This is a genomic window from Thermonema sp. (assembly GCF_026003375.1).
Lineage (GTDB): Bacteria > Bacteroidota > Bacteroidia > Cytophagales > Thermonemataceae > Thermonema > Thermonema rossianum.
Window position 1 is genome coordinate 564,714 of sequence record NZ_BPHD01000002.1, and the last position, 15,442, is coordinate 580,155.

The following is a 15,442-nucleotide window of genomic DNA, read 5'->3' on the forward strand; positions in this document are numbered from 1 at the left end:
AAGCCCAAATGGCTTTTGTTGCTCTATAGTTGCAAATTAAGCATTATCTTGCATTTTTCGGTTATATTCACACTTAGTGAAGGCAAGCGAACATGAAAGACAACACGAAAGAAAAGAATCCTTGGACCCGCCTGGGCAGCACCCCCGTTTACGACAACCCATGGATTGCCGTGCGGGAAGACAAGGTATTGAAGCCCAACGGCGAGCCCGGCATTTACGGTGTGGTTTCTTTTAAAAACAAAGCCATCGGCATCATTCCTTTGAGTGAAGAAGGCGACACCTGGCTGGTGGGGCAGTATCGCTATACCTTGGACGAGTACTCTTGGGAGATTCCCATGGGGGGCAGCCCCATAGGTAAAGAAGATATTCTAAGTACCGCCAAGCGGGAGTTGCAAGAAGAAACAGGCTTGACAGCCACCAAATGGGAACTGCTGGGGCGGCTGCATACTTCCAACTCCGTTACCGACGAAGAAGGTTTTGTTTTCCTTGCCACCGGGCTTCGGCAAGGCAAAACCAACTTTGAAGATACCGAAGTGCTGAAAATCAAACGACTGCCCTTATCCGAAGCGATCGAGTGGGCCATGAGCGGGCGCATCACCGATGCCATTAGTGTGGCAGGCTTGTTGATACTGGCACGCAAACTGGGAATATGAGCATATGGCAAAATCGAAGTTATATCAAGAAATAAGGCACTGGCTTGAAAGGCAATTATACTACCGCTGGGCGCGCATGAAAACCCGCCACTTGTACGTAGGCGGGCGCAAGCGCACAGCCCCCCTCTTGTTGGTCATCAAGCGGCTGAGCCATAAGCTACGCAAAGACCAAATTGCCACACGTGCCTCGGCTGTGGCTTTTGACTTATTGCTTGCACTCTTTCCCTTCATTCTCTTTTGCCTTACACTCCTGCCCTACTTGCCCATTGACCGGGACGCCGTGTTTGAGTTCCTGCGCGAAACGCTGCCCACAGAAATTTATACCTTCATTTACTCTACCGTGGAAGACCTGTTGCAAAGCCAACGCGGCGACCTGCTTTCATTGAGTATCTTTTTTGCCGTTTATGCTGCCTCAAAAGGCATGGATGCCCTGGTGACTGCCTTCAACCGCTCATTCCGGCTGGCAGAAAAACGCTCGTTTTTGCGCCGCAAATGGGTAGCTTTACAGCTTACTTTTCTCACGGCTTTTATGATTTTTCTGGCTACCGCCCTACTGATTGTAGGGCGCTTTGCACTGCACCTGCTCGTGGAATGGGGCATCCTAAAACAAGGGTGGCTCACAAGCCTGCTGCATATGGCTAAATACATACTTAGCTTTTTTGTGCTGTGGCTGTTCACCTCGGTTATTTACTACATTGCCCCGGCAAGCAGCGAGAAATGGCGCTTTTTCTCGGTAGGCAGCTTGGTGGCAGCCGTGGGTATCATCTTGGTTACGGTTGGCTTTTCCGTCTATCTTGAATATTTTAACACTTACAACAAATTGTATGGCTCTATAGGCACACTCATTGTGCTGATGTTGTGGGTGTATCTCTTGGCTTTTACGCTGCTTTTGGGCTTTGAAGTCAATGCGGCATTACTGGAAGCCCATGTAACCTACCGAAACGAGCAAAACGATGAAAATGAATAAACTGCGCAGTTTATGGCAATATATAAGCAGCTGGCAGCTGCTTGTCAGCTTTTACCGGGCTTTCGAAAGTGCCATTTTTCGCTTTCCCATGGTGCTGTTGAACAATGTGGTGGGTGTTTATGCCGCCATACGCCTTACGGCACCACTACCGCCGCCCGATGAGTGGCACCTAACCAAGTTGGTCCTCTGCTGCTTGGTGGGCTTCCCCTTGTTTTTGAGCCTGGCTTTGCTCAAAGAGCGGCGCCAATACAATACCAAACAGCGCTTGCTTGCCGACGGAGCAGGTATTTTGGTGCTGTCTGTTTTGTATCTGACCTTTTCGCCCGGCCATATGAACATACAGGACGCCTGGCTATTTGCCCTTAGCCTCGGGGCGGCTGTGCTGCTGCTTAGTTTCGTCAATTTCATCTCGCGCTACACCGATACGGCTTTCTGGCAATTCAACCGGCGTTTGATTGAGCGGGCTCTATGGAGCGGCATTTATGCCGGCATCTTGCTTGCAGGCACCTTCTTGGCTTTCTTTTCACTTAAAGAACTGTTCAACCTCTACGTTTCAGAACGCACCTATGCCATTGCAGCCATTTTAATTTATGGACTCATTGCCAACACCTATTTCATGGCGGGCGTGCCGGAAAATATAGAAGACCTGGAGCAAGACATCCACTACCCGCAGCAATTTTTGCAGTTGGTAGCCTTTGTTTTATTCCCCTTATTGCTGCTCTATACGCTTATTCTTTACGCCTACCTTGTAAAAATATTGGTGGTGTGGTCACTGCCCAAGGGGTGGCTTTCCTACTTGGTGCTCAGCTATGCGGCTTTGGGAATTACCGCCCTGCTGATGACTTATCCCATTCAGCAACGCCTTACCAACCGGTGGATGTACTTCCTTATCCGCTTTTTCTTTCCACTCCTGCTGCCCCTCCTGGCTTTAAATGCCGTGGGCATCGCAGTACGTATTGATGAATATGGCTGGACCGAAGCACGTTATTTTATCGTCATTTTGAATGCATGGTTATGGTTGATGAGTCTTTACTTTGTGTTTAGCAAGAAAAAACTGCTTTCCTTTCTGCCTTTTACCCTGTTTGTTCTGTTTCTGTTTGCTTTGGTCAGTCCGTGGAACCTCTTTTCTGTTTCTCTCAAAAGTCAGCAAAATGAACTCATTCGCCTGCTCAAGCAGCACAATGTATTGGGGGCCGACGGACTCATTCGCTTCAATATCGACTTTCAATGGCAACCTGAAACCCAAGAGCGTGTTATCTCTATTATTCGTTTTTACGAAAAGCGCCAAAAGCTGGACTACCTCATGCCCTTGTTGCCTCGTGCCATGGACACGCTCTTTACTGCCGACAAAAGCGAAAGCTACCGGGCTAATGTACTGCTCAATGCACTGCAAATCAAACAAGATATTCCGATTCACCTCAGCCAAGCCCGGCGGGTAGAGGTTTACTGCCCTTCCGAAGCGGTGATTCCGGTGCAGGGCTACGATTTCCTGCTGTTGGTAGTTTGTAGTGACTGCCCCAGTGCCCCGGCACAAACTGTTGCACTACCGGGTCGCCCGCTTTTTTATCTTAATTTTCCACAAGCTCCACACAACAGGCTCATCCTTCAAAGCAGCGATGCTACCCGGGAGGCTATTATCATAGACCTAACCCCCCTGCTGGCTTCCGTAGAGTCAAGGGCTAAAGGCCAAGATGCCACATGGACCACCTCCCTGGAACTCGCACCTACCGAGTTTTCGCTGATTCAAGAAGGGGCACACTACCAAGCGAAGCTTCTGTTGCAAAGTTTGTATGTAGAGTATTACCCGGATAGCCCGCCACGCATCATAGAAATGCATGGACGGCTGTTACTTCGCTTCATTGATTAAGTTTATGGTATGAAACAAGCCCGTTATAGCTTTGTCTCTTGGATTTTCCTGCTTTATGGATGCTTTGCGCTGCTGTGCTATGCTTCGCTGTGGATTCCGCCCGGCGAAGGATGGTGGTGGGCAGGCTTTTTGAGTTTATCCATTCCGCTTGTAACGCTTTCGTTTTTGCTGTGGCTGTTGTTCTGGATGCCCCGCCGGCGCTTATATGCATGGTTATCGGTTTTATGGATGCTGGCAGCCACACCCACACTCGATGGCGTCTTTCAGCTCAACTGGAACAGCTATGCCCCTTCACAGGGCAAAACAACCGGCAACATGCTCAGCATCATGAGCTACAACGTGCGTGTATTCAATGTGTATGAGCACCTGCAAGCAGAAGACAGCCTGATTTCGCGCCAAATGATACAGTGGGTAAGTGAGCACCCCGCACAAATCAAGTGTTTGCAAGAAATTTATAATGAAGACAGTTCGAAGGTATTCAACACGGTAGCCAAAATAGCACAAAAAGGCAAGTATAACTACTACTTGGCACCACTGCCCTCCAACAATCCTTATAAAGTAGGCTACTTCGGCATGGGCATTTTTTCTGTTTACCCTATAGTGCACAGCGGCTATTTAGAATTGGGGCACCGCCGTTCCAACCGGGCAATTTTTATTGACATCGTACATGAAAAAGACACTGTGCGCATTTACAATGTGCATTTGGCTTCTATGAGCATAGATATCAACGGGCATACGCCGTCTTCTTCCAAAGCTGCCCACTGGGTGAATGTATTACGCAAGCTTAAAGAAGGGTTTATACGACGCACCCATGAGCAGGCGCGCCTGCTCGAGCATATCAAGCGCTCCCCTTATCCGGTCATCGTATGTGGGGACTTCAACGCCGTTCCTCACTCTTACACCTACCACACATTCAAAAAGCATTTGTCCAATGCCTTTGAAGAAGCAGGCACCGGCTTTGGATTTACCTACTCCAACCCGCCTTTGCTGTTGCGCATAGACCACCAATTCTTTGACGATACCTTTTGGCAAGTGTTGGGGTGCCATGTATTACGTCATGTGCCCTACTCCGACCACTATCCGTTGGTAGCTATTTATCAAAAGCGCTCAAAGGCTCATCGCCAATGAGCAACGCCACGGGGCGTCCCGAGGGCATTTCCTCCAGTATGCACTTCACGATGGCAGCGTAAGGAATAGCCAATACCATACCGGCTGCGCCCCATAACATGCCGCCAATGACCAATACCAAAATGATGGTGAAGGCATTCAAGCTGACCTGATCACCTACTACCAAGGGGGTTATCACGTTGTTTTCCAGCAGCTGCACTCCCCAAAAACAAAGCCCTATGCCCAGCGGATACCAAAGACTATCTTTGGTAATGAGTGCAATTATCATGGGAATCAAGCCGCCCAGAGCAGTACCGATATAGGGTATGAAGTTGAGCAGGCCGGCCAGTACGCCCAACAGCAAGGCATTCTCCATACTAAAAACCAGTAAGACCCCCGTATCTAAGGCTGTCACTACCAAGAACACAAGCAGCATTCCCAGTATGTAGCGAAAAATCACATGCTGCAGCTTGCGCAATATGCGCTTCAAATTGCCACGGAAAGCGGGCGCCGTCACGGTGAACAAAAAGCGGCGCAGGCGCTCTTTGTAGTAAAGCATAAAAAAAGTGTAAATAGGTATCAGGGAAAGCGAAGCAAGCAAGCCTCCAAAGAACTGCCCGCCACTGCTGGCCAGCCGGTTTAAAATAGACAGGTTTTTCTCGGGGTTATTTACCAACACCTGCAAATAGCGCTCTTGTTCTGCCTGCCCAATACCCCAACGCGCCTCTATATAGTCGCGAAGATGTGCTATCCATGATGTAAAGCGGGCACTTACCTCCTGCCAATTGGTGGAAAAGTCTTTCAACTGCAATGCAATGACAAACAACAATGACAACAGGATGCCCCCTACCAGCAACAAAGCCAGAAAAATAGCAAGCATGGCAGGCATACGCGTCTTCTTTTGCAGCCACCCCACCAAAGGATTCAGCAAAAGGGCAAGCAAAAACGAAGTGGCCAAATCTATAAAGAAGGAAGCGGCAATATGCAGCAAGTAACCGCTTGCCAGAAGTACAATGAGGACTAAAGCTGCTCTCTGTAAGTTGATGTGGCTTGTTATCATATAGCTTGTTTGTCGTTGCATGCAAAAGAAAGATAGGTAAAAAGTATCATTCTGTCCAAATGGTAGCCCTTTGTGTCAACTCTTGTTGACACGAACCTAAAAAAAAAGTAATTTATTGGTTATTAAGTAAGTTAGTAGCCTTAAAATCAGCAACTATGTACCCAATACATTTCGGACCGGAAAAAACCGCCCGGCGCATACGCAGACTCATGGAAAACGATTTTCATGCAGAAGCTTTTATTGCCTCTATATTTCTTATAGAAAGGCTTTTACGCAGAACCCTCCGGCAACTCATCATTTCAGCCGGCTTTAAGAGCAAAATTGCCGATAAGCTTATAAGACGAGCAAGTGGGCTCAATGGCATTCAAGAAGCATGGGAAATATATGACCCTCAACACCGGAAATTAAAAGACATACTCGGGAACGAGGCAGTCAAAACCATTAATGAAGCCGGTGAAAAAAGGAATCAGCTTGTACACGGTCAACGCGTCTTCAAGCCCGGTGATTATGAAACCGAAGTAAATAAGTTGTTGGATGTTCTTCAAGTCATTACAGACACTTTCGAAAAACATTACGGCTATAACGGATGGGAAAAGGCACGCCGCCGCAATAAAAGTGTTTTACATACCGACCCCAAAGTAAAAAAGAGTTGAAGGGGTGTGCCTCTTCTGCCTTACTCCGACAGTGTCTCCAACAGCTCTTTGGCTACCGGTGCATAATATTGCCCCTTGGCAAGCTCTTCCAAGATACGGCGGGCAGCTTGTGGACGGTACTCCCGCAAAAAAACCAAAGCCAAGTACCAGCGTGCTGTTTCGGCGTAGTAGCTGTTTTCCGAACGGAAAGCAAGCAATATCTCTTTCGCTTCTTTGGGCTTGCCCATTTCTATGTAGCTGATGGCTTCGTAAAGCTGCGTTGCCTCTGCCGAAGCACCTGCCGCACGTGCCTCTTTGAACTCTTTCACTGCCTTGGCATATGCCTTTTGCTCATAAGCCTCTAAGGCTTCTTCCAGTTCGGGCGACAAAGGCACTTCATGTGCTGCCAGCCCTTGGGTGGGTAGTGGTTTGTAGTGTGCTTCAAATAAACGATGGGGGGTGTAGTAATACTGAAAGCCCAAAGCAAAAACAAACAAAGCCACCACTACGGCCAGTCCCCAGCGCATGCGTTTTTGCAAACGGCTGCGGCGTTGCTCACGCAGATGCAACATTTTTAGGCGTTGCTTCATGCCGGCTCTTCCTGCATGCCGTGCCCCTTCCATCACGCCCCATAGCAAAACTGCCTCGCGCCGCAAAGCCGGCTCTTTTTGCAAGGTCATTTCCAACTCTATTTGCTCCTCGGGGCTTGCTTCGCCCCGGTGCATCTTTTCTATCAGTGTTTCAAATGCTGTATTCATCATACCAACCTTTTCGCCTCTTTAATCCACAGAATAGTTTTTCAAACGCTTTTCTACGGTTTTTCTAAGTTTTTGCAAACAACGTGCCTTTTTGTTTTTCATCACATTATCATTTTTGTAGCCCAGCTTTTGGGCAATCACTGTCAAAGACAGTCTGTCGAAATAAAACCACTGCAAGATACTCCGGCAGGGCTCTTTCATATTCCGGGCAGCTTCCAGCGCTATTTGCTCCATTTGCGCCTGCTCTTCCTCTTCGAGAAAAGCCGGTGCAAAACGGTCTTCGCTCAAATAAGCCATTTGCTCCTGGTTGCGCTGCCGGATGTCTGCTTTTTGAAACCTTCTGTATATTAAATGCTTACCAATGGCAAACAGATAAGTTTTCAGCGAGCTTTTGATGTCCGGCATGGTGCCGCGGCATAGCTTCTCATAGAAAATCACGAATGCATCCTGAAATGCATCCAGCGCTTGTTCCCGGTCCAGAGCAAATTGTTTGTAACACCAATGAATAAATTCAGCATGTACGTCTAAGTAGTAGCGTTCCACCACTTGTTGGTTCCCTGTTTTGACTGCCTCCAATAGTTGCCGGTCACTAATAGCCATTTCGATTTCAGGTATTTAGTAAAAAGAAGCGCTGCAATGTTAGCACATAAAGTTAAAAAAAAGATGTAGTCCGGACATTGCTTTGAAAGCAACGCGCCCCTGCCGGACTTATTGCATGCTTTGCTTGCTTTGCCGGCTATAGAAAAAAGGAAGCTGCCCTCCACCGAAGGGCACTTCCTTGTAGCGGTACACAAGTCTTTGGTTGTATAGAGAAACCGTAGGTGCGGCTTAGAGCCGGATACCAAAAGAGATAGGCTGCAGGTTGATGTTTTGCGATTCGTCGAAAAGTGTATTCAGATCATATTTTACAAAGAGCAGAAGACTGCCGAAGCCTATCTGTCCTTCCACGCCGTAGCGCAGGCTGTTCAAATAAAAGTCGCCTTTTTCTTTGGTTTTGGAACCGCCCACAGGCTGCACTTTCGTCCAGGCATTGACCCGGTATCCCACATAGCCGCCAATACCCAAATTGAGCGTACGGTTGCCCTTGGCATTCATGCCACGATATACCAAACGCACCGGCACGTTCAGATAAGAAACCACCAGTTTGTTTTTCTTCAGGTCTTCTCCAAAATCTGCCTTATAGTCACCCCAGCTTACGCCGGTATCGGTGGCACGCAAATAATAGGACGGCTTGTATTTGAAATTGTACCAATCCCACAAAAGCCCGAAATCAACAGCCAGGTAGCTACCGTTTTTGCCGGTCACCAAGTGGCGGCGTGCCGTAATGCCTATGCCTACATAAGTAGAGTTCAAAGGACGCACGGCATAAGGTGCGTTTTGGTCGTTCGGGAAGTTGCCATCTTGCAGGTAGTTGTTTATCCCAAAATCGAAATAAGCGATCGTGTTCCAAGGTGTTTGGTAAAAAGTAATACCTTCGCCGCCCAACCATGCATCCACCTCTACCTCTCCTTCATCATCGTCTTCTTCCTCTGCCATGTCATCCATGTCAGCCTGACTGTGTTCTATACGGATGGAAAACTTATCGCCCAGAATGGCTTCGAGTTCTTCTACGTCTGCTTCCACTTCCTCCCAATCTTTCAGGTCTTCGCTGTCGGCCGGAATACGCAGGTTCAAAATGGTTTTGCCACGCTTGTTATTGCGAATCGTAAGCTGCACATACTCTTTTTCTTGTTGCTCTTGTTCATCATCTACGCGCACCAGCACACTCTTGTCGCCGGCATTGACCAGTTCATAGTTGTAAGTAACGGCGGTGTCAGGGGGCAAGTCCGCACCTACTTCCTTTATTACTTGTTCAATCAGGTTGTTGAAGTCGATATACTTCAGTTGTTTCAACGCCTGCTTGTCTTTGGTGGCTACTATCACGGTAGTATGGTCTTCCACCTCTACCCGGATGGTATCTTGGGCATGTGCCGGCACCCACAGACACAAAGCGGTGGTGCACAGCAAGATCATTTTGCTGAGTCGTTTCATCGTTCTTCCTGTTTTTAAAGTGAGATTTTTATTTCAAACTACTGACCAATGTCTTTTTTCAAATACAATACTTGGTTGAGCACTTTCTCTACCTTTTGCTTATTCCAAATGATGCGGGTTCCCATCTTTTTGTGCCCTTCCGGTTTGGCATTGGAAGTGGCTTGTTGTTCCCGCTCGGGCGAAATGCTTACTTGTACCCGCACCCGTGCGGGCGGCCGCTCGTAACGGTCAGGAGCGGCAGTAGTCTGCTGCATAGGCTCCTCCGGCGAATTGCCGGCTTCCTTGTCTGTCTCCGGCAGGGCTTGTTGGGGCTGCTGAGGCACTTCTTTCCGTATGGGGTTGGCTTTTGGTGTCGCTTCGGCCTGCTGTTTGGTCTCTGCTGCTCTCTTGATCTGCCCGGTGTTTTCTTCTGCCAAAGGCACAAGCCCGCTTACTTTCGATTCTTCAGCTGCTTTGACTTCGTTACCGGCAGCAGAAGATTTTCCGCTTGTATTCAATAAACTCTCTTGCTCTGTTCCCATAGCCATGCTGTCGGTGGGCAAAGCGGTTGCATGCTCGCCTTTGAAGGCGTAGTATCCGCCCAGCATCAAGCTGCCCATGAGCAGCAGCGCCCATATCCAGTGTTTTTTACCGCCCATAAACGGCTGCTTGCCGCCGGCTGCCCCCTTCCGTATGCGCTCCCAAGCACCGGCCGGTGGCGGTGCTTGATAGTGTTTCAGCTTTTTGCGAAACACTTCATCTATAGGATGTTTGTCCGGCTGCATTGTGCTTCTTCGGTTATCCATGTTTGTAACATCTTTCTGGCTTTCGCCAACTGACTTTTACTCGTTCCTTCGCTGATATTCAACATACCGGCTATTTCGGCATGTGTAAATCCTTCTATGGCATAAAGGTTAAAGACCGTTCGGTAACCTTTGGGCAATCGCTCCAGTAGCTCCATCAAATACTCTTCTTGCAGCTGTGCGAGCACGTCGCCGGCTACATGCAGCTCGTCGGCCACCGCCTCTGTTTCTTCTGTCTCCACACTCAGCAAGCGGCTTTTGCTTCGCAAATACTGCAGGCAGTGATTGACAAAGATGCGCCGCATCCAGCCTTCAAAGCTGCCCTCGCCTTTGTACTGCTCTATGTGTTGAAATACGCGCTGAAACCCTTCAATAAAAGCGTCTTCGGCCTCCGGCATGGGCAAATAACGGCGACACACGCCCATCATTTTGGCCGCATAGCGCTCATATAATGCCGACATTGCCTTTTCGCTTCCCTTGCGTATGGCTGCTATCAGCGACGCTTCATCTGTTATACTTCTCTTTCGTAGTCGTATCATCTGCTTTTATGAAAGCCTTCACTTATATAGATGCCACTCCTTGCAAAAGGGTTGCCTGAAGATAATATTTTTTTATGGCAAGCTTTTTTGTTTAAATATTGAGAACCAAAAGGAAAACAAAAAATGTTTAAATGTTGATTTTGTTTAATATTAAACAATAAAAAGTTAAACAAAATTTGGATACCATCTGCAAACTTCCTATATTTGAAAAACATAGAAACCAAAGCCCCACAGCTATGAACCCACGCGAAGATTTCGGATACAAACTGCATGAAGCCGGCGCCTCGTTGCGCCCCTTTGCCCTGCGTATGGTCAAAGACCAAGACGCTGCCGATGATCTCATTCAGGAAACTTTATATAAAGCGCTCAAAAACAAAGACAAGTTTTCCATAGGTACCAACCTGAAGGCATGGCTTTACACCATCATGAAAAACACTTTTATTACACGCTACCAAAAGGCCAGCCGCCGGCAAACCTTCGTAGATACTACCGACAACCAGCACTTTATCAACTCGGGCGAGCGCACTGCACACAACGCGGCACTCAGCCACTTGATGACCGAGGAAATCATGCATGCCATAGATGCCCTTGCCGAACACTACCGCCTCCCCTTCCTGATGTATTACCGTGGGTTCAAATATCAGGAAATTGCCGACCGCTTGGGCATCCCTATTGGCACGGTGAAAAACCGCATTCATATTGCACGAAAGCAGCTAAAGGAAAAATTACAAAGAGATTAAGCCCTCCGCACGAACAAAAACACGCCACAACGCCTTATAAAAGGGAAGCCCTACGGACTTCCCTAAATTTTTGTATCACAATAAGTTTTATAAAAATCTTACAATTATTCTGCATGCATAATAATTTTTTATTACATTTGTCGATAAGAATGATTCCTTCTTTCGTCAATACGAAAACCGTTATAAACTATGGAAACCGTAGCAAACAAAAACCTGATCAAAGGTGGTGAGTTCCTGATTAAGGACGTTACCCCCGAAGAAATTTTCACTCCTGAAGAGTTCACCGAAGAGCAGCGCATGCTGATTCAGGCATGTAAAGACTTTTTGGAAAAGGAAGTATATCCTAAGGTGGAAGAGCTGGACGAAGCCAAAGACACTTCTCTGATGGTGAGCTTGCTCGACAAAGCCGGTGAATTGGGCTTGCTGGGCGCAGGCGTGCCCGAAGAGTACGGCGGCATGGGCATGGACTTCAACTCTACCATGCTTATTACCGAATATCTGGGTGCCGGACACTCTTTTGCCGTAGCTTTCTCGGCGCATACCGGTATCGGCACGCTGCCTATCCAGTACTATGGCAACGAAGAGCAAAAGAAAAAGTATTTGCCCAAGCTGGCTTCGGGCGAGTGGAAAGCAGCTTACTGCCTCACCGAGCCCGACTCCGGTTCTGACGCCAACTCGGGCAAAACCAAAGCCACTTTGAGCGAAGACGGCAAGTATTATATCATCAACGGGCAAAAGATGTGGATAACCAACGGTGGCTTTGCCGATGTGTATATTGTATTTGCCAAAATTGATGACGACAAAAACCTGAGCGCCTTCATCGTAGAGAAAGACTTTGGCGGCATCACCATGAACCCCCCGGAAAAGAAAATGGGTATCAAAGGTTCGGACACCCGCCAAATCTTCTTCAACGACTGCAAGGTGCCCGTAGAAAACCTGTTGTCGGAGCGTGAAAATGGCTTTAAAATAGCCGTTAACATCCTGAATATCGGGCGTATCAAGCTGGCTGCTGCCGCTATTGGTGCTTCCAAAGCTGCCCTGAGCCATGCCATCCGCTACGCCAACGAGCGTAAGCAGTTCGGTCGCCCCATCAGCTCGTTTGGTGCCATCAAGCATAAAATTGCCGAATCGGCTGTAAAAATCTTTGCCTCTGAGGCTGCCACCTACCGTGCCGGTCAAAACATTGAAGATGCCATCAAGATGTATAAAGAAGCCGGCATGAGCGACTCCGAAGCCAAACTTGAAAGCTTGAAGCAGTTTGCCATTGAGTGCGCCATGATGAAAGTACACGGCTCGGAAGTGCTCGACTATGTGGTAGATGAAGCTGTTCAGATTTACGGTGGCATGGGCTATTCTGCCGAGTCGCCCGTAGAGCGTGCCTACCGCGACGCCCGCATCAACCGTATTTTCGAAGGTACCAACGAAATCAACCGTCTGTTGACCGTTGATATGATTCTGCGCCGCGCCATGAAGGGCGAGCTCGACGTGATGGGTCCTGCCATGGCTGTTGCCAAAGAACTGATGGCTATTCCTGATTTCGGTGCCGAAGCAGATACCAGCCTTTTTGCCGCCGAGCTGAAAGCCGTGAAAAACTTCAAGAAAGCCATCTTGATGGTAGCCGGTGCGGCAGCTCAAAAACTGGGCAAAGGCTTGGGCGAAGAACAGGAAATCATCATGAATGTAGCCGACATGCTCATAGAAACTTATGTAACAGAGTCGGTGCTGTTGCGTGTGTTGAAGATGGCTCAAAAACAAGGTGAAGAAGCTACTGCCCTTTACCAAGACTTGGCTCGTGTGTACCTTTACGATGCCGTAGATGTGATTCAAAAAGCTGCGCGTGAAGCCATCACCGCCTTTGCCGAAGGTGACGAGTTGCGTGTAATGTTGCTTGGTTTGAAACGCTTTACTAAATTAGAGCCCTTCAATGTGAAGGCTGCCCGCCGTCGCATTGCCGATTATCTCATCGAAAAGAATGAGTATGCATTTTAGTGTTTAGGGTTGAACATATAGCCAAGCCGCCCATGAGTTTCTCATCGGGTGGCTTTTCTTTTTTCCGGGCAAAAACTAACCGCTCCATAGCCATGCAAAAAAAGAGCAGGAATAACCCTGCTCTTTTTACACCGGGGATGCACAACCCCCCTACTCCACCACTATCTTCTTCACACTTCCGCCTGTCTTCTCGCGGACGAAATAAGTGCACAGCGAGAACAGCGCAGCTTTATCCGGCTAATCGTGGCAAGCCCGGGCACCGGCTACCTGTTTTTTTTTCTTCTAAAACAACATTTTAAACCCGTGCGTCGTTAATTATGCAAACAACAATCGGTACAATGAAACGGTGGTTATGGCTCTGCCTGCTGGCAATTGGCTTGGGGCTGCACACACAAGCCCAAAGTGTTGAGGTCATTAAGATAGACCGCTTGGAAAAAGAAATAGCCCGGCGCGAGGGGGTGGTGGTGGTCAATTTTTGGGCAACCTGGTGTGCACCTTGTGTAAAAGAGCTGCCCGACCTTTACCGTGTTTATCAAGACTTTCAGGCACGGGGCGTGCAGCTACTTTTGGTGAGCCTGGACTTTGCCGACGAGCAGCCCAAAGCGCTCGCGCTGCTGAAAAAGAAAGGCATTGCGCTGCCCACTTTCCTGCTCGATGAAACCGACTATAACGCATGGATAGACCGCATTGAGCCGCGCTGGCAAGGTGCCATTCCCATGACCCTGATTTACCGCAACGGGCAAAAGGTGGCTTTCATTCCCGGTCCTGTCAGCTACGCATCGTTGGTCACACGTATTCAAGAGCAACTAAAACCATAGAGTCATGAAAAAGTATCTGTTTACCCTTCTGCTGCTGTTGCCGGCTGCCCTCACATGGGCACAAGGCTATAAGCCCGGCGACAAAGCCATCGATTTCAAACTGAAAAACATCGATGGGCGCCATGTGTCGCTTGCCGACTACCCGGAAGCCAAGGGCTTCATTGTGGTATTTACCTGCAACCACTGCCCTTTCTCCAAGATGTACGAAGACCGCATCATTGCCTTAGACAAGAAGTACAAGCCATTGGGCTATCCGGTCATAGCCATTAACCCCAACGACCCGAAGAAGCAACCCGAGGACAGCTTCGACAAAATGATAGAAAGAGCCAAGGAAAAAGGCTTTACTTTCCCCTATCTGTTCGACGAAACCCAAGAGGTGGCACGCACCTACGGCGCCACCAACACCCCGCATGTGTTTGTATTGAAAAAAGAAGGTAAAGACCTGATAGTAAGCTATATTGGTGCTATTGACGACAGCCCACGCGACGCGAGCAAAGCCAGCAAAAAATATGTAGAGCAAGCCGTAGATGCCCTGCTCAATGGCAAAGAGGTAGAGGTAAAACAAGCCAAAGCCATAGGCTGTACCATCAAGTGGCGCGAAATGTAAAAGAACCTTTACGGACCTGTTTATCAAAGGCGCTTGTCACTCCAAAGACAAGCGCTTTTTTTATTGAAGCCCCCACTAACCGCCTTTTGTCTTGGACAGTATCCTTTTTACGAAAAAAAAAATTTTCTATTGCCTTGGGTTACCTTTTTCAATCAAGGGAATAAAGGGGTGCATTTAGGTTCATTGTTAAACCTCAAAATTCTAATTACTATGAAAAAGTTATTTTTGATGTTGTTGGCTGCCGGTACTTTTGCATTGGTTTCTTGCGGCGAAGGTCAGCAAGAAAACGCTGAAACCCAGGAGCAACCTGCTGCTGAAGACGTACAACCTGCCGAAGAGCAGCCTGCTGTGGAAGAAGCTCAGCCTGAAACTACTGAAGAAGCTCAGCCTGAAGCTACCGAAGAAGCTCCTGCTGAAGGCGAAGCTCAGCCTAAAGAAGCTCCTGCTGAGTAATTTCATACGAAACAGCATTTATCAACCAAGCGAGCCCGTTCCAACGAACGGCTCACTTTCTTTTATGCATAAAAAGAAAAATACAGTGGGTTACCTTTCGGCAAACCGGGAATTAAAAAGTGCACATACACTTGTGACACAACTAAAAAAACAGTAGAACTATGAAGAAGTTATTTTTGATGTTATTGGCTGTCGGTACTTTTGTATTGGTTTCTTGCGGCGAAGGTCAGCAAGAAAACGCTGAAAAGTCAATGGAAGAAGCCACCGAGCAAGTAAAAGAAAGCGCCAAAGAGGTAAAAGAAGAAGCAAAAGAAGCTGCTGAGGAAGTAAAGGAAGAAACTGAAAAGGCAGCCGAAGAAGTAAAAGAAGGGGCTGAAGAAGTAAAAGAAGAGTCCGAAAAAGCCGTTGAAGAAATGAAGTAAGCAGCCGGACACTGTAC

General features: G+C 48.1%; 17 protein-coding genes. 11 read left to right on the forward strand and 6 right to left on the reverse strand.

Annotated features, from left to right (window positions below):
* Positions 1–92 precede the first annotated feature (92 nt).
* The 4 genes from QVE43_RS07600 to QVE43_RS07615 are packed head-to-tail and all read left to right on the forward strand — an operon-like array spanning position 93 to position 4,615.
* Positions 93–653, forward strand: a complete 561-nt coding sequence (locus tag QVE43_RS07600; protein WP_288005732.1) for an NUDIX hydrolase — start codon at positions 93–95, stop codon at positions 651–653.
* Positions 654–657: 4 nt separating this feature from the next.
* Positions 658–1,620, forward strand: a complete 963-nt coding sequence (locus QVE43_RS07605) for a YihY/virulence factor BrkB family protein (protein WP_288005734.1) — start codon at positions 658–660, stop codon at positions 1,618–1,620.
* The gene (locus tag QVE43_RS07610) at positions 1,607–3,487 is read left to right on the forward strand and encodes a DUF4153 domain-containing protein (RefSeq protein WP_288005736.1); all 1,881 of its coding nucleotides are present in this window, start codon (positions 1,607–1,609) and stop codon (positions 3,485–3,487) included. The genes QVE43_RS07605 and QVE43_RS07610 overlap by 14 nt, the downstream gene beginning before the upstream one ends.
* 9 nt (positions 3,488–3,496) lie before the next feature.
* A complete protein-coding gene (locus tag QVE43_RS07615) occupies positions 3,497–4,615 on the forward strand; it encodes an endonuclease/exonuclease/phosphatase family protein (protein WP_288005739.1) in 1,119 nt (372 codons plus the stop codon).
* Here QVE43_RS07615 and QVE43_RS07620 read toward each other — a convergent pair.
* The gene (locus QVE43_RS07620; RefSeq protein ID WP_288005742.1) at positions 4,578–5,654 is read right to left on the reverse strand and encodes an AI-2E family transporter; all 1,077 of its coding nucleotides are present in this window, start codon (positions 5,652–5,654) and stop codon (positions 4,578–4,580) included. The genes QVE43_RS07615 and QVE43_RS07620 overlap by 38 nt on opposite strands.
* Positions 5,655–5,809: 155 nt before the next feature.
* Between QVE43_RS07620 and QVE43_RS07625 the strand changes: the two genes are divergently transcribed.
* The gene (locus QVE43_RS07625) at positions 5,810–6,307 is read left to right on the forward strand and encodes a hypothetical protein (protein WP_288005745.1); all 498 of its coding nucleotides are present in this window, start codon (positions 5,810–5,812) and stop codon (positions 6,305–6,307) included.
* Between the two features lie 20 nt (positions 6,308–6,327).
* Here QVE43_RS07625 and QVE43_RS07630 read toward each other — a convergent pair whose 3' ends face one another.
* The 5 genes from QVE43_RS07630 to QVE43_RS07650 all read right to left on the reverse strand — a co-directional run bounded on the left by QVE43_RS07630 (position 6,328) and on the right by QVE43_RS07650 (position 10,396).
* Entirely contained in the window at positions 6,328–7,047 is a 720-nt protein-coding gene (locus tag QVE43_RS07630) for a tol-pal system YbgF family protein (protein ID WP_288005748.1), read from the reverse strand.
* A gap of 18 nt (positions 7,048–7,065) precedes the next feature.
* Positions 7,066–7,644 (reverse strand): RNA polymerase sigma factor, encoded by a 579-nt coding sequence (locus QVE43_RS07635; RefSeq protein WP_038028395.1) that lies wholly within the window; start codon positions 7,642–7,644, stop codon positions 7,066–7,068.
* 228 nt (positions 7,645–7,872) lie between these two features.
* Complete coding sequence (locus QVE43_RS07640) at positions 7,873–9,075, reverse strand: hypothetical protein (protein WP_288005753.1); 1,203 nt, start codon at positions 9,073–9,075, stop codon at positions 7,873–7,875.
* A gap of 38 nt (positions 9,076–9,113) precedes the next feature.
* Complete coding sequence (locus QVE43_RS07645) at positions 9,114–9,839, reverse strand: hypothetical protein (RefSeq protein ID WP_288005756.1); 726 nt, start codon at positions 9,837–9,839, stop codon at positions 9,114–9,116.
* Positions 9,815–10,396: an RNA polymerase sigma factor gene (locus QVE43_RS07650; RefSeq protein ID WP_038028391.1), complete on the reverse strand. Its 582-nt coding sequence runs from the start codon at positions 10,394–10,396 to the stop codon at positions 9,815–9,817. The genes QVE43_RS07645 and QVE43_RS07650 overlap by 25 nt, the downstream gene beginning before the upstream one ends.
* Positions 10,397–10,632: 236 nt before the next feature.
* Here QVE43_RS07650 and QVE43_RS07655 point away from each other — a divergent pair, with 236 nt between their 5' ends.
* The 6 genes from QVE43_RS07655 (at position 10,633) to QVE43_RS07680 (ending at position 15,425) form a co-directional block, all read left to right on the forward strand.
* On the forward strand, positions 10,633–11,136 hold the full coding sequence (locus QVE43_RS07655; protein WP_288005758.1) for an RNA polymerase sigma factor: 504 nt from the start codon (positions 10,633–10,635) through the stop codon (positions 11,134–11,136).
* A 189-nt stretch (positions 11,137–11,325) separates the two neighbouring features.
* Entirely contained in the window at positions 11,326–13,125 is a 1,800-nt protein-coding gene (locus QVE43_RS07660) for an acyl-CoA dehydrogenase family protein (RefSeq protein WP_038028384.1), read from the forward strand.
* 338 nt (positions 13,126–13,463) lie between these two features.
* A complete protein-coding gene (locus tag QVE43_RS07665) occupies positions 13,464–13,943 on the forward strand; it encodes a TlpA disulfide reductase family protein (protein ID WP_288005761.1) in 480 nt (159 codons plus the stop codon).
* 4 nt (positions 13,944–13,947) lie between these two features.
* Positions 13,948–14,550: a thioredoxin family protein gene (locus tag QVE43_RS07670; RefSeq protein ID WP_038028380.1), complete on the forward strand. Its 603-nt coding sequence runs from the start codon at positions 13,948–13,950 to the stop codon at positions 14,548–14,550.
* A 33-nt stretch (positions 14,551–14,583) separates the two neighbouring features.
* Entirely contained in the window at positions 14,584–15,003 is a 420-nt protein-coding gene (locus tag QVE43_RS07675; RefSeq protein WP_288005765.1) for a hypothetical protein, read from the forward strand.
* 161 nt (positions 15,004–15,164) lie between these two features.
* Positions 15,165–15,425, forward strand: coding sequence for a hypothetical protein (locus QVE43_RS07680; RefSeq protein ID WP_288005767.1), 261 nt, complete (start codon positions 15,165–15,167; stop codon positions 15,423–15,425).
* Positions 15,426–15,442: the final 17 nt, after the last annotated feature.